The sequence below is a fragment of the Microvirga tunisiensis genome (assembly GCF_009296175.1).
Lineage (GTDB): Bacteria > Pseudomonadota > Alphaproteobacteria > Rhizobiales > Beijerinckiaceae > Microvirga > Microvirga tunisiensis.
Genome location: NZ_VOSK01000041.1, coordinates 22,236 through 40,547, shown reverse-complemented (window position 1 = coordinate 40,547; position 18,312 = coordinate 22,236). Strand labels below are relative to the sequence as shown.

Sequence of the window (18,312 nt, the reverse complement as noted above, 5' to 3'; positions counted from 1 at the left end):
GCGGCGCCATGGACCTGGTGGCGGGCGTCAAGCGCGTCGTCGTGGTTATGGAGCATGTGGCGAAAGCCAAGGATGGCTCGGAGGACCCGAAGCTCCTGAAGGAGTGCAATCTGCCGCTCACAGGAACTGGCGTGGTGGATCTCGTCATCACCGATCTCGGTGTCTTTTCCATCGACAAGAAGGGCGGCTCCGGCATGACGCTCATCGAGCTCGCCGACGGCGTGACGGTGGATGAGATCAAGGCGAAGACGGCGGCGGATTTCAAGGTTGCCCTGAACGGCGGTCAGTCCGACGCTGCATAGCAATCAAGGCGCCAATGCGCGGCGATCGAAGGCTTCTACATAGGCCTCGGGTATGCCCGAGGCCTTTTCTTTGCACCTGAAAATTGGAAACGCTATTTCCGATATTCGAGCTGCATAGCGACGAGATCGGCCGTGGGCATTCCGTAGCGGGCGGCAATTCCCTGCAGGGCCTGGTCCAATGCCTGGGCCGGCCGCTGGCTGCCGATCGCCGGCAGCAGATGATCCGCAGACCAGCTCGTCGCAACCTTGTCGGGGATGATGCGGATGCGGCTGCGGGTCACAAGCGCATCTTCTGTGCGCGCGAACGTTACCGCGCGTGACCGATAGGTCCTCGACCAGGCGTCCGCCACGAGGGCAAGCGAGACTTCGTCGGCGCCGGGTCGAAGATCTATGCCGAGTTGCTCGCGGCCCCAGAAGGCGAGCGTGTTTCCGATGGCCGTCAGTGCAAAGGGGCGTGTGAATGTGAACGCGTCGCTCTTGTGGCGCGCGTCCCATTAGGGAAGACCGAGATCGGGGGCGACCGCATCGGCCTTGTCCCGGCCTGCGATGGCCTCGATCAAGGTAAGCGCCATCGGCATGGAGGCCGAGATCCCCGTCGTCGTTGCAACGCCCCGGTCGACCACAAGCCGCCGGTCCGCGACATAGCGGATCGCAGGATGCTTCTCGCGCAGTTTATCGAGATAATACCAGTGCGTCGTTGCGGCTTTGCCGTCGAGCAGTCCGGCCGCGCCAACGACCTTGGCGCCTGCGCAAACAGCGATGACGAATGCGCCCTTGGCGGCCTGATTCCTGATCCATTGCAGCACAACCGGATCGTCGTCTCGGCTCATGGCGGGAACGATGACGTAGTCGGCGCCGTCCGGATGCCGCGTGTCGAAATCCGCGACCGTCATGTCGGACACGACCTTGAATGCAGGATAAAGCGTCACTGGCCCGGGCTTCGTTGCCAGCGCCACCACATCGGCGACGTCGGCGCGCTGGAGAATGCCATAGGGCATGAGATAATCGGTGGTCTCGGTCGCGTCATTGATACCGACAATCGCGATGAGAGGGCGCTGGCGTTTGGGCGGCCTCAAGGCCGCGAGCATGGCATCGGCCTCTTCTTTTGCAATCGGCGGCGCGGCGCCGACATCCGGCGACGGAGGCAGGGAGAGGACCCAAGCCATACCAATTGTCGCGAGGAGCGTGGCGACACCCAGACCGCTCCACAAGACAAGCCGCTTCTTCATGCCACTCACGCTCCGATGAGCTTGCCGTAAGACATCCTAAAGCATCGGATCCAAAAGTGGACTCCACTTTTGGGATCAATTCCGATGCTTAATTCCTTGGCTACCGCATCCTAGGGGGTGGAAAATCGGATCCACTTTTCGCTGACGTAGACCTTCGGTTCCGCACGATGCTCGAGGTCGTGTTCCGGATGTGGCTCACCGCGTCTCCTTCAGTGCCGTTGCCTCTTCAGAGTCTGATCAGGCACGATGGCTACGGAGGCGAATTGTGTAGCTTTTCAAGGATCTCTCTCAATGCCGATCGTCCGGGCTCGGAGAGCCCGATGCCGCGCTGCTCGGGCTCTCCGCCACTCGCGGCCGGGCTTCGGCGCTGCGCACGAGCTGGATCACCGGGAGGAGGCCGACGAGGACGATGACGAGGGCGGCGAGGGATCCATCCTCGAAGCGGCCCCGCGAGGCATAGGTGTAGACGAGGGTCGAGAGCGTTTCCGTGTTGAGGGGCCGCAGCAGCAAGGTCGCCGGCAGTTCCTTGATGCAATCGACGAAGATGAGCAGGGCAGCGCTGGCCAGGGCCGGGCGCATGAGCGGGATCTGAATCGCCCAGACCATTTCCCGCCGTGAGGCGCCGAGGGTGCGCGCCGCATCCTCGAGACTCGGCGATACGCGGTCCAGCCCGGCCGACAGCGAGCCGGTCGCAATCGACAGGAAGCGGATCACGTATGCAATGACGATGCCGCCCGCGGCTCCCATGAGCAGGAGGCCGAGGCGCTCCCCGGTGAGGTTGCGCCAGAGGGTGCCGATCAGATTGTCGATCCCGACCAGTGGCGTCATCAGCCCCAGCGCGAGCACCGTGCCGGGAAGCGCATAGCCTAGGCCTGCGACAAAGAGTGCTCCCTTGGTCAGGGGCGTCTTGGCCAGGCGGACGGCCGAGACCAGCACGACGGCGAGGATCAGCACCGCGCAAGTCGCCACGACCGAGAGGCCGATGGTCGTCATGAAATGAGCGAGGAAATCCGCATCGAACTGATCGAAGAGGCTGCCGCGAAACGTCTCGCGCAGCAGGAAGGCCGTTGGCAGAACGAAGCCAAGGACAACCGGCATGGTGCAGAGAACAGTCGCAATCCAGCCGCGTGCTCCGACGAGAGGAACAGGATGCACCGTGCGGTGCCGCTTGGGCGAAGCGGCGTAGCGCCGGTCCCGCCGGCCGTAGCGTTCGATCAGGATCAGGCCCATCACGAAAGCGAGCATCACACAGGCAATCTGCGCCGCGCCCGGGAGGCTGCCGCGGTTGAGCCAGGTGTTGTAGACCGACACCGTAAGCGTGCGCACGCCGAGATACTCGCTCGCGCCGATGTCGTTCAGCGCTTCGAGAAGCGCGAGCGACACGCCGACTGCGAGAGCAGGACGGGCGAGGGGAAGCGCGATGATGCGGAAGAGCTTGATGCGGCTGGCGCCGAGGGTCCGCGCCACTTCCAGCATGCTCGCGCTCTGCGTCAGGAACATCGCGCGTGCCGCGATATAGATGTAAGGGTAGAGCACCGCAGACATCACGAGGATGCAGCCGGGGAGCGAGCGAACTTCAGGAAACCAGTAATCGCTTCGCGACTTCCAGCCCATGACATCGCGCAGAGCCATCTGCACGAGGCCGGCGGAGTCGAAGATCTCCACGTAGATATAAGCCGTGATGTAGGTCGGCACGGCGAGCGGCAGCGGCAGCAGCCACACCAGGATGCCGCGTCCCGGAAAGCGGTGAGCGGTGACGAGCCAGGCCGCCGTGATGCCCATCGAGCCCGCCACGACGCCGATCCCGGTCAGCAGCGCCAGGGTGTCCAGGGTGCTCGCCGGCAGAACGTTCGCGATGAGATGCGGCCAGATCTCCATATCGCCTTCGGCGGCGATGCCGATCAACGCGGCAAGCGGCAGAAGAACGATGAGACCGATCGCAGCCACGGCGGACGAGAGCCACCAGGGAAGGCTTTTTGCCTTTCGCGGGGCCGATGGGCGGATTGCGGTCTGCGTTTCTGCGATCACGGTGGAACTGAAATGGCGCTACCGTCGCCGGCAGCGCCTTGTGGAGCAGGAGAGGGCAGCTGGAAATGCTGCCCTTTGTCTTATTGGTCGAAGCGAACCTTGTCGACCAGCTCGCTCGCCTTCTTGCGCAGCTTGGCGATCTCGGCGACCGGCACGTTATCGGCCTTGAGCTCGCCGAAGGACGCGATGGTCGGGTGGATCTTGATGCCGGCCTTGATCGGATATTCGGAATTGGCTTCGGCGTGGATCTGCTGGGACGCATCCGAGACCATGTATTCCATGAACTTCACGGCATTGGCCTTGTTGGGCGCGTGCTTCGCCAGAGCGAGACCCGAAACGTTCACGTGCGTGCCGCCGCCCTCGAAGGTCGGCAGGATCACGTTGATCGCCTCGCCCCACTTCTTCTGTTCGGCATCGTTGCCGTTGAGCATGAGCGAGACGTAGTAGGTGTTGCCGACAGCGATGTCGCAGACGCCGGCGAGGATGTCCTTGGCCTGCTCGCGGTCGCCGCCCGAAGGCTTCTTGGCAAGGTTGGCCTTCACGCCCTTCAGCCACTCCTCCGCCTTCGCCTCGCCCTTGTGGGCGATCATGGCGGCGATCAGGCTGATGTTGTAGAGGTGCTGGCCCGAGCGGATGCAGACCTTGCCCTTCCACTTGGGATCGGCGAGTTCCTCATAGGTGATCTTGTCCTGCTTCACGCGCTCCTTCGAGGCGTAGACGACGCGGCCGCGCAGGGCGATGCCGAACCAATGCCCTTCCGGATCGCGGTAGGCTGCCGGGATGACCTTCTCGAGCGCCTCGGACTTCACCGGTTGCGTCACGCCGTAATCCTTCGCGGCCGCCAGACGGCCGATATCGACGGTGATGATCAGATCGGCAGGGCTGTTCTGGCCCTCGGTGCGGATGCGCTCTTCGAGACCGTTGGCGATGAAGATCGTGTTGACCTTGATTCCGGTCTCCTTGGTGAACTCGTCAAGGACGGGCTTGATCAGGCCCGGCTCGCGGGTGGTGTAGATGTTCAGCGCCTCTTCGGCCGAGGCCGAGAGCCCCGATCCTGCCAGGATACCGAGAGCCGCTGCACTGAGAAGGAGCCCGCGTCCGAACGAAAAGTTCACCATTATGCATTCCTCCAGCAACCGTGCCGGGCAGGCGTTTCATCCTGCCGCGTTGACGTTGCTAGAACCATGATCGGGATATCGGGTCAATTGAAAATCAAGTGATTTCAATACCTTATAAGAATTCTAAACTGCAGCTTCCTTATAGGCATTCTAAGCTGAGGCGGCCTTCTGAATCGGCTCGATGTCGGGGAGGGCGGCGCGAAGGCGGACGATCTCCTCTTCCATCTTCTCCATGTTGGAGAAGAGTCGTTCACTGGCGAGGCGCAGGAAGTAGAAGCCAAACTCGGGATTCTGGAAATAGAGCTGGCGCACCTCGTCATATGAGATGCTGAGCACCTCACCGGCTTCCAGGCATTCGAGGGTCTGGGTGCGCGTGTTGCTCGGGGACATGAAGCCCATCTCGCCGACGACCTGCCCCTGGAGCAGCTCGATATCGATCTCCTTCAGGCGATAGCGTCCGGAAATCGTGAAGAACATGCAGTCGGCCACATCGCCCTTCGCGAACAGCAATTCCCCGGTCCTCGTCTTGTGACGGGTCATGAAGGGCTTGAGCCAATCCATGGACAGGTCGCTCCTGGAGGCCTGCTTCACCCGCTTGATCAGGCCCAGCATCTGGTACAGACGCATGCCATTCAGCGGCAACAGGATCAGGTTGACGACGAGGCTCGGGTAATTGCCCGTGAAGGAGGAGAAGATCAGGGAGCAGATATTAGCCCCGATTCCGATGCAGCGCAGCGGGATGATGGTCCTCATAGCGCTGCCCGTGACGGCAAGGACTGCTCCGAGCCAGCCGATTGCTTCGAACCAAGTCATGAACACTCATCCCCGCATTCTGATCTATCGTTACGGCATATAGCACCAAGATAGGAATGTGCGCCAGCTACGCATTGGCGCAGTATAAAAGGCTCTTTAGGAGAGTGCCCATCCAGGGCGCAAGCATCGGCCAACCCGACGCGGCCAGTGCTTGCATTCCAAGGAGGTCAGGGGCGGGGAGTGGAGGCTTGGCGAGGCACGCTCAGACCCTGTCGCTGAGACGTGGCACCGGTCCGGGGCGCGGCGGAGGGACGCCTTGCGGCCTCACCCGAGACGGATGGTGGGGGCGGAACGGGATCACGCGGCAGGACTCCGACGGGGGTCGTGGAGGCGACGCAGCCGCTCAAGGCAAGCCCGGCAAGCACAACGGCAGGAAACGTTACGGAAAGACGCATGGTTTTACTCCACAAGGATCGTTGCAGAAGCTAGACCATAAGAAATGGAAGTCGAGTCTTGTGTCGATGCTCCGATTTTCACCGAGACACGGTCCAGCGTGCGAATCGAAGGCGCTTTTCTGTGGCTTACACGAGGAAAGTTGCATCGAAAGGGCTCCTCCGGACGGGCGTGATGCCTAAATATTGAAAGAGAAACTTGAGAGGACTTAATGGAGGATCGTTTCCGCGTGAAGATTGCAGGAGCCTTGATCACCGCTGTCGTGTGTGCCGGTCCGGCTTGGGCCAAGTGTCAGGATGGCCCGGGCCCCGGAATTGACTGGTCCGGATGCTCCAAGGCGCGCCTCATGCTGACCAACGAGGATCTGACGGGCACCATCTTCCAGCGCTCCCTTCTGACCCTGAGCGATTTTGCGTCCTCGAAGATGGCCGGTGCCAATTTGAGCGAAACGGAGGTCAGCCGCACCCGCTTCGAGGGGGCCGACCTGACAAAGGCGGATTTCACCAAGGCGCTCGGCTGGCGGGCCAATTTCGGACAGGCCAATCTCACCGGTGCGGTCTTCAGCGCGGCGGACATGAACCGCTCGAACTTTGCCCAGGCCAAAGCCGCAGGAGCGAATTTCAGCAAGGCCGAGCTGAACAGGTCCGACTTCAGCGGGGCCGATCTCTCAGGCGCCAATATATCGAAGGCGGAACTCGCGCGGGTTCTCTTTCAGAGCGCAAAAATTACCGGTGTGGACTTCAGTTATTCCAACCTGTCTCGAGCCCGTCTGGATGGCCTGGATCTGCAGGGCGTGAACCTCACGGGATCGTATCTGTACCTGACACAAATCGGCGGTGCGAATTTGAGTGGGGTCACAGGGCTCACCCAAGCGCAGGTCGATATTGCCTGCGGGACGGCGCAGACGAAGCTTCCCGCTGGCCTCAATCCACCGAAAGCCTGGCCCTGTAAGGAAGAAGAGGACTGAGACGCTGCTGTTTCTGGTGAAACCAAGCTGCAGCGTGGCCGTTGAATTTTGAGAAGGTCTTGTCTCGCGAGGTCCAGAGCATCAGACCCTTAAGTTGGCGCATCGTGCGGAAAAGTGCATCCGGTTTTCCGCACGATGCGTTAGGTTCCATTTCTTCGAAGGAGTGCGTTCGATTTGGCCACGCTCAAAGAATTCGAGGATGCCTTGCGTGAGCAGGGAATGCATATGGCCCTCGCCATCCTGGAGAAACTTCGGGAGCGGGATCGCACCAAGCGGTCGGTAGCTCCCGCTCGCCGCATCGCCGGCCGGAAGATGACGCCTGAACTCGCCCGACGGATCCTGGAGCTTCATGGAACGACGGAGATGACGCAGCAGGAAATCGCCTTCCAACTGGGCGTCAATCAGGGGCGGGTCAACGAGGTCATCAAGCGCGGCAAGTGGCTTCATGACGATCCGACCTCACCGGAGGCGGTTGCTAGAGACAAGGCCAAGGCGCGGATGGCCGGTGAGAGCAGCCGAAAGCGGCCCGAACATCGCGCAATGAAAACCGTCTCTTCATCTCAGAAAAAGAGCTCGAAGCTGAAGCCGAGCAACCAGGCGCAGCTTCTGCTGGGCGATCTTTAGTGGATCGTGAAGAACCAGAGGCCCGCGTCGGCGAAAAGTAGTCCCGGTTTTCGCGCCAAGCGATGCTCTAGCGCCTTCATTTCCAGAAAAAACCCCGCCCAAAGGGCAGGGTTGAGTGATCTCCTCGCCTTCGGTTGTCAAGCCGAAAACACGATTATTAGGACATGCCTTCCAAGTAATGTCAAATAACTTTAAAGGTCTTGTTAAGAAATTTATTTTCTGCAGTATTGGATAAAATTCTTTACATCGAAAGTAGTACTACTTTTGCACCCATTGAATACTGATCGAACATGTAGGTGTTGCCCCTTTGCAATAGCTTTCCCAAGTGGAACGGGCGTAAGTTTTCACCGTGAGTCCTCACACTAAGGGGTTACGGTTATGAGAAAGTGCGTAATTAGCCTCCTCGCAGGGGTTGCAAGCGTCACGCTTGCTGCAGCCGCTGCCTCTGCCGCCGATCTTCCAAGTCAGGCACCACCTCCTGCACCGATCATCACGGCGCCGATCTTCACGTGGACCGGATTCTACGCTGGTGTGAACGCCGGCTGGGGCTGGCGTGACAATGATCGGCAAACCGCCGTCCTCGGCGGTGCGGTCCCGGGCACCCTATTCTTCCCGGACAATGGTGACGGTGGGTTCACCGGCGGCGGTCAGATCGGTTACAACTACCAGATCGGCTCTTTCGTGATCGGTCTGGAAACCGACATCCAGTGGGCCGACACCGATCAGGAAGAGAATGTTGCGTTCATTCCGGCGGGCGTGCCCGGCACCTTCGTGCCCGGAACATTCAATAACGACCTGTCGGATTGGTTCGGCACGGTGCGTGCCCGTGCCGGTGTCGCGTTCGATCGCGTGTTGATCTACGCCACAGGCGGTCTGGCCTATACCGACGATAATACGGGCTGGGTGGCCGGCGGCGGTGTCGAATGGGCGCTGCCGGTAAATTGGTTCGGCTCTTCGGCGGTCACCTTCGGTCTCGAAGGCCTGTGGCTCAGCTTCGATGACGACGACGACTTTGGCGGTGGAGTTGTCGGCTCCTTCCAGCCGGCCGCCGGCGGACCGGCGTTCGACGTCGTTGCTCCCGCCGGAGGCAGCGACGACAACGACTTCTTCGTCGCTCGTGCCAAGCTGAACTTCAAGTTCGGCACCTACTGAGACGTTCCACCTAACAACAGAAAGGCCCGAGGGATCCTCTCGGGCCTTTTTTCTGTGCATCGTGCGGGGAAGCGGATCCAGCTTTCGGCGATGACCGATGCAACGGCCCCTCGCGCCTAATCCCGAATAGCCAAGCTTTGAGATGAAAATGGCCGCGACCCTGTCCTTTGAAGGATCTGTGGTCGCGGCCCCAGCCCGTGTTTGCCCCCACGGGAAGCTTTGGCCTAGACCCCGGAAACGTGACCTCATTGAGGCACAGGCTTGGCAAGAAATTTGAAAAACTTTGGAACCAACTTCAACTAAGGGCGTTTATTGGCATCTCCGGTCTTTTTTGCCCCTACGGCCGGACACCTTAAGAGCACCCCTATGGGTGCTCTTTCTTTTTGTAATTCCTGACTTTTCTCAGTTCGAATCACTATGAGCTTGAGCTTATGGAGCGCGAGTCCTGCGTTCAAGGCATCTTGGCTCGGCTTATTTTGCAATCCCGCAAAGCTGGATTGCCATTCTGAAAAGAGCTGCTCAATCGTATTTGCGTTCATCCGCGATGACCTTACCGTCGTTCGGGAGGCTTCCAGGCGTCGCGAGAGTCACCGACCCTTTCAGCTTCGCGATGATCTGAAGGGTCGCGCCTACCGCTGCCGAGAGGTCGTCGCTCGGCTCGGCCGTTTCGGCAGCGAGCATCATGACGTCCATCTCGCCTTCGCGGGTGATGACGAGGCGCAGCCGGCCGAGTTCGGGATGGCGCCGGCCGATCTCCGCCACCTGCTCGGGCCGAACGAACATGCCTTTGACCTTGGCGGCCTGATCTGCGCGGCCCATCCAGCCTTTGATGCGCATGCTGGTACGACCGCAGGAGCTGACCCCGCTCACGGCCGCTGTCAGGTCTCCGAGAGCGAGGCGGATGAACGGACGATGTGGATCGAGCGTCGTCACGACGATCTCGCCGACATCGCCCTCCGGCACCGGATCGCCCGTGCCCGGCCGCACGATCTCGACAATGATGTCTTCGTTGACGACGAGTCCGTCGCGGGCGGAGGTCTCGTAGGCAATGAAGCCGAGATCCGCCGTGGCATAGGCCTGATAGGACTCGATACCCTTGGACGAGAATTCCTCCTGCAGCGACTTCGGAAACGCCGCGCCCGACACGAGCGCGCGCCTGATGGAGGAGATGTCCCGCCCGGCCGCCGCAGCACCGTCGAGCAGGATCTTGAGAAAGTCCGGCGTGCCGCAATAGGCTACCGGGCGGTAGGCCTCGATCAACTCGAACTGCTGCTCGGTGTTGCCGGGCCCTGCCGGAATGACGGCGCAGCCCAAGGCCCGCGCGCCGGAATCCATGATGAAGCCGCCGGGCGTCAGGTGATAGCTGAAGGTGTTGAGCACCACGTCCCCGCGTCGGAACCCGGCGGCGAAGAGCCCGCGTGCGGAGCGCCAAGGATCCGAAACGGTTCCCTCCAGCTCGAAGATCGGACCGGGCGACGTGAAGAGACGGCCGAATGAGCCTGGTGCATCGGAGACGAAGCCACCGAAGGGCAGGGCGGTTTTCTGCAGAGCCGGCAATTCGGATTTGCGCAGCACCGGCAGGGTGGCGAGCGCCTCGCGGCTCCTGATGCTGTCGAGGTCGATGCCTTTGAAGCGTTCTGCATAGGTGGGAGCTTTGACGGCCTGTTTCAGGATCTCCGGAAGTCGCGCAAAGAGAGAAGCTTCGCGCTCGGCTCTGTCGCGCGTTTCAAGGGTATCGAAGGTGTCAGACATCAGTTCTCTTTTTCAGCTTCTAATACTTGTGGTTCAACTCTGAGCCATGGATAAGGATATTCATTAAAGTACCGCGCCATGATCTGGAGTGCGTCCCAAGCGTCACCACGTAGAATAGTGTCGAAATCTGCATCCTCACGGATCATACGTTGGATACTTGAGAGTTCATGAGCAGGTTCGCGAAAATGAGCGTACGAATTTCTGATCACGCGAAACTTCTCAAAATCATCGGCATGGTCTGCACTGAACAAACCTGTTTCTTGGCCCCTTTCCGATAAATTCTCGAAGCTCATTCTTTTAGCTGCCTCAAGGCCGGAAGCATAAAATGCACCAGCGAAATGCCTCTCCAGGGCAGCGAGAGCCATCAATATCGTCGATAGGTAGAGTCCGCTTATGTATGTGAGCTGTGCCTCAACGAAAGCTCTATAGGTTTGCTCACCTCCTGAGAACAGCCGGCCCATCTCTGTCTCGGGGAAGAGCTTCGATACTTCATTAGCCCGAGCTAATCGCTCATGCCGGGTTTGATCATCTGCTTCTCTAATCCAATTTTCCAAGGTCATTGTTTACGCCAGCCAGCGCTTGCGCCGCTTGTAGCTCTTCACGGCCCGGAACGATTTGCGGTCGCCCTCCGACACGCCGAGGTAGAATTCCTTCACGTCCTCGTTCTCGCGCAGCATCTGCGCGGGTCCGTCCATGACGACACGGCCCGTTTCGAGGATATAGCCGTAAGTGGCGTATTTCAGCGCCATGTTGGTGTTCTGCTCGGCGAGCAGAAAGGAGACGCCCTCCGTCGCGTTGAGCTTGCGCACGATCTCGAAGATCTCCGCCACAATCTGCGGCGCGAGACCCATAGAGGGTTCGTCCAGCAGGATCATCGAGGGCTTCGACATCATGGCCCGGCCGATGGCGCACATCTGCTGCTCGCCGCCGGAGGTATAACCCGCCATGGATGAGCGCCGCTGCTTCAGGCGCGGGAAGTACTCGTAAATCGCCTCGATATCGCGTCGGATGGCGGCGTTGCCGTCTTTGCGCGTGAAGGCGCCGGTGAGCAGGTTTTCCTCAATGGTAAGATGGCCGAAGCAGTGGCGGCCTTCAAGAACCTGGATGCAGCCCCGTCGCACCAACTCGTTGGGCGAGAGACGATCGATCCGCTCGCCTTTGAACTCGATCGAGCCCTTCGTCACCTCGCCGCGCTCGGCGCGGAGCAGGTTGGAGATGGCCTTGAGCGTCGTCGTCTTGCCGGCCCCGTTCGCACCGAGCAGCGCCACGATGCCGCCCTTGGGCACATTGAGGGAAACGCCTTTCAGCACAAGGATGACGTGGTCGTAGATGACCTCGATGTTATTGACGTTCAGAACAGTCTCCGCCGGTTGCGGCTTGTTCTGATCGTGCATCTGAACGGCGCTTGTCATAAGCGGTTCTCTCCTTTTCCCTCTCCTTGTGGGCAGGGTCAGGGCGGAGGTGCTGGCCTGAACCTTGATAGGTTAGCGCTCACACCCCCGCCTCGAACTCCTCCCCACACGGGGGAGGAGGGCAGGTTGCGGTTGGCCTCAGCTTGCCTTGTCGCAGGCTTCCGTGCGCTTGGGCCAGCCGGTATTCTTCTCGGCATAATCCTTCGCGGCCGCTTCGAGTTGGCCTTTCACGCGGTCGGTCATCGGCTCGATGGGATTGGAGATCTTCACCCATTTCGTGCCGTCCCATTCCTGCATGAAGGCGGCGCGGTGCCCGTTATGGTCCGAGCAGGAAAGCACGAGCTGATCGGTGAAGCCCTCTAACCCGAGCTCCTTCAGACGGGCCGGATCGAGCTTGATGTTCTCCATGCCGCGGCGCACGTCCTCGCCGGTCACCGCCTTCTTGCCTGTGAGCTTCTGCGCCGTGGCAATGCCTTCGGCGATCAGCAGCGAGTTGTAGATGCCGCGATTGTAGAGAAGCTCGCCGACCTTATCCTTCTGAGCCTTCGAGAAGCCCTTGTCGACCACGTGCTTCTGGATGTCCTGGACGGCAGGGAAGTTCGTTCCCACCGCATGCCAGTTGAGCATCTTGAAGCCCTTGGCGCCTGCGCCACCGCTCTTCGCGTCATCCTCGCCCGGCCACCAGACCGAGTAGAACTTATCCATCGGATAGCCAGAACGAACCGCTTCCTTGATGGCTGCGCCATTCATGGAGCCCCAACCCCACATGATCATGTAGTCGGGCCGGTCGCGGCGAGCGCTGAGCCATTGCGAGGACTGGTTCTGCATGTCCTGCGCGGCCACGGGATAGAGCGCGACCTCGAAGCCCAGCTCCTTCGACAGTTCCGTGAGCAGCGGAATCGGCTCCTTGCCGAAGCTGGCATCGAGATGCAGGAAGCCGATCTTCTTGCCCTTCAGCTTGTCGAGGCCGCCTTCCTTCTCGCCGATGTACTTGATGATCATCGACAGGCCGTCCCAGTACGTGGCCGGCGGGTTGAAGACCCAGGGAAAGATGTCGCCGCGGGCGGAGGCCGAGAGGCCATAGGCCATGGACAGGATCGGGATCTTGTCCACGGAGGCGCGCGGGATCAGCGGCAGGGTGATGCCCGTCGACCACGGATTGACCACGACCGGGTTCTTGCCCTTCACGGACTCGTAGCACTCGACACCCTTCTTAGTGTCGTAGCCGGTCTCGCATTCCTCGAGCACGAGCTTCACGCCCCCGATGCCGCCGTCACGCTCGTTGAGCATGCGCAGATAATCGTGCATGCCGTCGGCGATAGGCGTGCCGGACCCGGCGAAGGGGCCAGTGCGGTATGTGAAGAGAGGCACATAGATCGAATCCTGCGCGAAGGCAGGCAGGGCAACACCCGCCAGCATCGTCGCGGCGGCTAATCCAAGACCAAATTTGCGAAACGACATGGTTGCGTTTCCTCCCGTTGTATCGGCTGAAGGCCGAATTCTTGTTCCGTTTTGTCTCCTTGGCGGTCCACCGTCAGTAAGGGAACGGCCAGACCAGGAGCTTCTGTTTGCCGATCTGCCAGAGCCGCGCGAGGCCGTGCGGTTCGACGATCAGGAAAAAGATGATGAGCGCGCCGACGATCATGAAACGCAAATGCTCGATGACATCTGCGCCGACCGAGAGGCCGAATGGTGACAGGATGGCAGGCAGTACGATGCCAAGGATGATCGGCAGGATGAAGATGAGCGCCGCACCGAAGAACGAGCCGATCAGGCTGCCCAGCCCACCGATAATCACCATGAACAGGATGAAGAAGGATTGATTGATGTTGAACACGTCGTATTCCGCGCCGCCATACCAGAGGAAGACGAGCAGAGCGCCGGCGACGCCGCAATAATAGGACGAGACGGCGAAGGCCAGGAGCTTCGTCTGGAGCGGCCTGATGCCCATGAGCTCGGCCGCGAGATCCATGTCGCGGATGGCGATCCACATGCGTCCGATACGGCCGTGAACGAGGTTGGAGGCGAGCCAGGTGAGCAGGATCACGATGGTGAGCACGACGAGATAGCGCGTCTGCGGTGTCGCGTTGGGCCCCATGATCGGGATGCCGAAGAGGGTGCGCAGGGGGGCATCGAGGGCGCCCGAGACGTTGTAGTTCACGAGCCAAGGGATGCGGATGAAGCACCATTGCAGGAAGAACTGCGCGGCGAGCGTCGCCACGGCCAGATAGAAGCCCTTGATGCGCAGCGAGGGCAGGCCGAACAGGGCGCCGATGGCCGCGGAGAAGAAGCCCGATACGAAGATCCAGACGATCACGTTCACGCCGGGAAAGGCCGTCATCAGCTTGTAGCAGGCATAGGCCCCCACGCCCATGAAGGCGCCGGTGCCGAGCGACAGAAGGCCCGTATAGCCCGTGAGGATGTTGAGGCCAATTGCAGCAAGCGAGAACACCAGGAACGGTATCATCACCGCCTGCAGCAGGAAGCTGTTGCCGAGGAAAGCCAGCGCATAGGCCGCCAGGATGATGAGGGTGAGCCCGATCCGGTCTTCCCGCAGGGGAAAGATCGCGCTGTCCGCGACATAGTTGGTCTTGAACTGGCCGGCCTCGCGGTAGAGCACTGAGATGTCTCCCTAAATCCGTTCGATGATCTTTTCGCCGAACAGACCCTGCGGCCTGTAGAGCAGGAAGAGTAGGGCGATGACGTAAGCGAGCCAGGTCTCGATACCGCCGCCGACGAGCGGCCCCCAGTAGAACTCGCCGATCTTCTCTCCGACCCCGATGATCAGGCCGCCGATGATGGCGCCGGGAATGGAGGTGAAGCCGCCGAGAATGAGGACCGGCAGGGCCTTGAGTGCGATGATCTGGAGCGAGAACGACACGCCCGAGCGCGCCCCCCACATGATGCCGGCGACCAGCGCCACGATGCCGGCGGCGAACCACACAATGACCCAGATCTGGTTGAGCGAGATGCCAACGGAGAGCGCCGCCTTGTGGCTGTCGGCCACTGCCCGCAGGGCCCGGCCGATGCGGGTCTTAGAGAAGAATACAGCGAGCAGGCAGATCATGATCGAGGCGATCACGGCGGCGGCGATATCGAGATGCTGGAGGCGGATGGAGCCGCCAAGCGCATCGATCTCCGTCGTGCCCTGCGGCAGGAAGAGTTGCTCCGTGATCATTTCCCGCGGGCTGCCGCCAAAGATGAGCTCGCCGAAGCCGATGAGGAAGTAGGTAAGCCCGAAGGTCGCCATGAAGAGGATGATGTCGGGCTGGTTGACCAGCGGCCGCAGCACTACCCGTTCCACCACCATCGCAAGCACCAGCATGGCGAGAGCCGCCAGGATCAGCGCCAGAAAGGCCGGAACACCTTTCTCATAGAGGCCGACCAGTATCAGCGCCGAGAACACGACCATGATCCCTTGCGCGAAGTTGAACACGCCTGAGGCTTTGAAGATGAGCACGAAGCCGAGCGCGATCAGTGCATAGAGCACGCCCGAGACGAGCCCTTCCCAGAGCGTCTGGATCAGGAGATCCGGCGCCTCGCCCATAAAGACGAAGGGTTCGATGAAGACCTTGTACAGCATGTCCATCGTTCAGCCCTTCAATGCGCCACGCCGAGATAGGCGTCGATGACGCGCTGGTCGTTCTTGACCTCGGTCGGCGTGCCGTCGGCGATCTTGCGCCCGTATTCCAGCACCACGACGCGATCGGAGAGATCCATCACCACCCCCATGTCGTGCTCGATGAGGGCGATAGTGGTGCCGTATTGCTGATTCACCTCCAGGATGAAGCGTGACATGTCCTCCTTCTCTTCGAGATTCATGCCGGCCATAGGCTCGTCGAGCAGGAGAAGCTCCGGCTCCATGGCAAGCGCGCGCCCGAGTTCGACCCGCTTCTGCAGGCCGTAAGGCAGGCGCCCGACCGGGACCTTGCGGATGTGCTGGATTTCGAGGAAGTCGATGATCTCCTCGACGAAGCGGCGGTGCTCGACCTCCTCCTTCATGGCCGGACCATGACGGAAGAGCTGCCAGAAGAAGTTCGAACGCATCTTGATCGAACGGCCGGCCATGATGTTGTCCAAGGTCGACATGCTCTTGAAGAGTGCGACATTCTGGAAGGTGCGGGCGATGCCGCCACGCGCCGCCACATAGGGGCGCATCTTCGGGCGCTTGACGCCCTTGAAGGTGATGCGTCCCTCGGTCGGGTAATAAAAGCCGTTGATGCAGTTGAGCATCGAGGTCTTGCCCGCGCCGTTCGGTCCGATGATGGCGCGGATCTCGCTCTTACGGATGTCGAAGGATACGTCGGTGAGTGCCTTCACGCCGCCGAAGCCGAGAGATACGTTCTCGACCGCGAGCAGCACGTCGCCCTTGCTCATGACAGGATGATCGGGCGCTCTCATTCTGCCGCCTCCAGTACCGATCCGGGTTCTGTCGGCGGGTAGAGCTTCATATCCCTGATCTTGACCCGTGCCGAAATCACGCCCTTGCGTCCATCCTCGAAAGTGACCTCGGTCGAGATGTCGGCCTCCGACGAGCCGTCGTAGAGCGCGGTGATGAGCGGAGCGTAACGCTCGGCGATGAAGCCGCGTCGCACCTTCTGCGTGCGGGTGAGCTCGCCGTCATCGGCATCGAGCTCCTTGTGCAGGATCAGGAAGCGCTTGATCTGCGCGCCGCCCATGCGCGGTTCGGATGACAGCGAACGGTTCACCTCGTCCACGTGCTTTTCGATCATGTCATAGACCAGCGGGTGGCCGGCGAGCTCCTGATAGGAGGCATAGGTCACGCCGTTCCTCTCGGCCCAGTTGCTCACCGCCACGAGGTCGATGTTGATGAAGGCCGCGACATGGTCGTGCCCGTCGCCGAAGCAAACCGCTTCCTTGATGTTGGGATAGAACTTCAGCTTGTTCTCGACGTATTTCGGCGGGAAGAGCGCGCCGTCGCGCATCTTGCCGACGTCCTTCGCCCGGTCGATGATCTTCAAATGGCCGTTCTGGTCGAAGAAGCCGGCATCGCCCGAATGCACGAAACCGTCCGGTGTCTTCGTCTCCACCGTTTTCGCATCGTCCTTGTAGTATCCCACGAACACGCCGGGAGAGCGATAGAGAACCTCGCCATTGTCGGCGATGCGGATCTCCACCTGCGGTGCGGGGCGGCCCACCGTATCGGCGCGGATCTCGCCGTTCGGCTGCATGGTGATGTAGACGGAAGCCTCCGTCTGCCCGTAGAGCTGTTTTAGGTTCACGCCGATGGAGCGGTAGAAGCGGAAGATCTCCGGCCCGATGGCTTCGCCTGCCGTGTAGCCGACCTTCACCCGGGTCATGCCGAAGCGATTGCGCAGGGGCGCATAGACAAGCACGTTGCCGATGTTCCAGAGCAGGCGATCCCAGGCTCCCACGCCCGGCTCCCTGTTCAGGATCTTCTCGCCCACCTTATTGGCGTGGTTGATGAAGAAGTGAAACATGCGCCGCTTGAGAGCACCCGCGTCCTCAATGCGCACCATGGTCAGCGTGAGCATGCTCTCGAAGACGCGCGGCGGCGCGAAGACATAGGTCGCGCCGACCTCGCGACGGTCTTCCGCAATGGTTTCCGGGCTCTCGGGGCAATTGACGCACAGACCCGACAGGATCGCCTGCGCATAGGAGAAGATGTGATCGCCGACCCAGGCGATGGGCAGATAGGCGATGATCTCGTCCGTCTCGTCGAGCTTGTCGAAGTCGCAGCCGATCTCGGCGGCCGCGATCACCGCATCGGAGGTGAGCATCACGCCCTTCGGCCGTCCTGTCGTGCCGGAGGTGTAGAGAATAATGGCGAGATCGGAGCCTTTGCCCTCCTGCAGGGCTCGCTCGGTGGCAGTGGCCTCTTGCGCATCCGCCAGCCGCGCGCGGCCTTCCTCGACGACGGACGCTATGGAATGGAGCCGGCCGTGATCGTAGTCCCTCAGGCCCTTCTGCTCGTCATAGAGCACATGCCCCAGTTGCGGCAGTTGCTCCGAGACGGAGAGGATCTTGTCGACCTGCTCTTGGTCCTGCACCGCCGCATGGGTCACTTCGGCGTGGGCGAGCACATAGGCCATCTCCTCCGCGACGGAATCGGCATAGACCGGGATCGGGATCGCACCGAGCCACTGGGCGGCGCAGATGGTCCAGTAGAGATAGGGTCGGTTGTAGCCGATGATGGCGATCTTGCCGCCGCGCTCCAGGCCGAGGGATTGCAGGCCGCAGGCATAGGCGCGGACGATGTCATGGACCTCGCCCCAGGTCCAGGATTGCCAGATCCCGAGATCCTTGTGCCGAAACGCGGTGCGGTTCGGGCGTAGGCGCGCATTGCGCGTCAGCAGTTTCGGGAATGTATCCGCGCGCGCGTCCGCAGCCGTCGTCAACGACGTCAACCTCCCTGGCAGCCGCGCGCCTTGAAAACGCGTGGTATGGCTTCGCTTCCTCTGGCGCATGGAGATGCTTCTCTATGCGTCCGCCGATCTGTGCCGGCTTGCCCGTTTCGGGCTGTGTTGGAAGGTATTCTGT

15 protein-coding genes and 1 pseudogene are annotated in these 18,312 nt (G+C 61.0%); 4 read left to right on the top strand and 12 right to left on the bottom strand.

From position 1 onward, the window contains the following. Nucleotides 1-302: CoA-transferase (locus FS320_RS13300; protein ID WP_280178279.1), on the top strand; the 302-nt coding region annotated here is incomplete at its 5' end. Nucleotides 303-394: 92 nt separating this feature from the next. Here FS320_RS13300 and FS320_RS13295 read toward each other — a convergent pair. The 4 genes and pseudogenes from FS320_RS13295 to FS320_RS13280 form a co-directional block, all read right to left on the bottom strand. Next, a pseudogene (locus FS320_RS13295) lies at nt 395-1,531 on the bottom strand (DJ-1/PfpI family protein). Nucleotides 1,532-1,819: 288 nt separating this feature from the next. Beyond that, nucleotides 1,820-3,478, bottom strand: coding sequence for an ABC transporter permease subunit (locus FS320_RS13290; RefSeq protein ID WP_162002965.1), 1,659 nt, complete (start codon nt 3,476-3,478; stop codon nt 1,820-1,822). A gap of 161 nt (nt 3,479-3,639) precedes the next feature. Continuing rightward, nucleotides 3,640-4,677, bottom strand: coding sequence for a Fe(3+) ABC transporter substrate-binding protein (locus tag FS320_RS13285; RefSeq protein WP_152712242.1), 1,038 nt, complete (start codon nt 4,675-4,677; stop codon nt 3,640-3,642). A 150-nt stretch (nt 4,678-4,827) separates the two neighbouring features. Further along, nucleotides 4,828-5,490, bottom strand: coding sequence for a Crp/Fnr family transcriptional regulator (locus FS320_RS13280; protein ID WP_152712240.1), 663 nt, complete (start codon nt 5,488-5,490; stop codon nt 4,828-4,830). A 604-nt stretch (nt 5,491-6,094) separates the two neighbouring features. On the opposite strand from FS320_RS13280, the gene FS320_RS13275 reads away from it, so the two are divergent. From FS320_RS13275 to FS320_RS13265, 3 genes are all read left to right on the top strand, one after another. Continuing rightward, entirely contained in the window at nt 6,095-6,850 is a 756-nt protein-coding gene (locus FS320_RS13275; protein ID WP_152712238.1) for a pentapeptide repeat-containing protein, read from the top strand. 174 nt (nt 6,851-7,024) lie between these two features. Beyond that, nucleotides 7,025-7,474 (top strand): sigma factor-like helix-turn-helix DNA-binding protein, encoded by a 450-nt coding sequence (locus FS320_RS13270; RefSeq protein ID WP_152712236.1) that lies wholly within the window; start codon nt 7,025-7,027, stop codon nt 7,472-7,474. A gap of 531 nt (nt 7,475-8,005) precedes the next feature. Then, a complete protein-coding gene (locus tag FS320_RS13265) occupies nt 8,006-8,626 on the top strand; it encodes an outer membrane protein (protein WP_338105325.1) in 621 nt (206 codons plus the stop codon). A 519-nt stretch (nt 8,627-9,145) separates the two neighbouring features. Here the strand turns inward: FS320_RS13265 and FS320_RS13260 are convergent. The 8 genes from FS320_RS13260 to FS320_RS13225 all read right to left on the bottom strand — a co-directional run bounded on the left by FS320_RS13260 (nt 9,146) and on the right by FS320_RS13225 (nt 18,239). Further along, complete coding sequence (locus tag FS320_RS13260) at nt 9,146-10,378, bottom strand: phenylacetate--CoA ligase family protein (protein ID WP_152712232.1); 1,233 nt, start codon at nt 10,376-10,378, stop codon at nt 9,146-9,148. Then, nucleotides 10,378-10,938 (bottom strand): hypothetical protein, encoded by a 561-nt coding sequence (locus FS320_RS13255; protein ID WP_152712230.1) that lies wholly within the window; start codon nt 10,936-10,938, stop codon nt 10,378-10,380. Before FS320_RS13255 ends, FS320_RS13260 begins: the two co-directional genes overlap by 1 nt. A gap of 3 nt (nt 10,939-10,941) precedes the next feature. Next, the gene (locus FS320_RS13250) at nt 10,942-11,790 is read right to left on the bottom strand and encodes an ABC transporter ATP-binding protein (protein ID WP_152712228.1); all 849 of its coding nucleotides are present in this window, start codon (nt 11,788-11,790) and stop codon (nt 10,942-10,944) included. Between the two features lie 138 nt (nt 11,791-11,928). Further along, nucleotides 11,929-13,251: an ABC transporter substrate-binding protein gene (locus tag FS320_RS13245; RefSeq protein WP_152712226.1), complete on the bottom strand. Its 1,323-nt coding sequence runs from the start codon at nt 13,249-13,251 to the stop codon at nt 11,929-11,931. 73 nt (nt 13,252-13,324) lie between these two features. Then, a complete protein-coding gene (locus tag FS320_RS13240; RefSeq protein WP_162002964.1) occupies nt 13,325-14,410 on the bottom strand; it encodes an ABC transporter permease subunit in 1,086 nt (361 codons plus the stop codon). A 12-nt stretch (nt 14,411-14,422) separates the two neighbouring features. Beyond that, a complete protein-coding gene (locus tag FS320_RS13235) occupies nt 14,423-15,373 on the bottom strand; it encodes a branched-chain amino acid ABC transporter permease (RefSeq protein WP_152712247.1) in 951 nt (316 codons plus the stop codon). Nucleotides 15,374-15,390: 17 nt separating this feature from the next. Then, nucleotides 15,391-16,191 (bottom strand): ABC transporter ATP-binding protein, encoded by an 801-nt coding sequence (locus FS320_RS13230; protein ID WP_152712224.1) that lies wholly within the window; start codon nt 16,189-16,191, stop codon nt 15,391-15,393. Further along, a complete protein-coding gene (locus tag FS320_RS13225; protein WP_152712222.1) occupies nt 16,188-18,239 on the bottom strand; it encodes an AMP-dependent synthetase/ligase in 2,052 nt (683 codons plus the stop codon). Before FS320_RS13225 ends, FS320_RS13230 begins: the two co-directional genes overlap by 4 nt. Between the last annotated feature and the right edge of the window lie 73 nt (nt 18,240-18,312).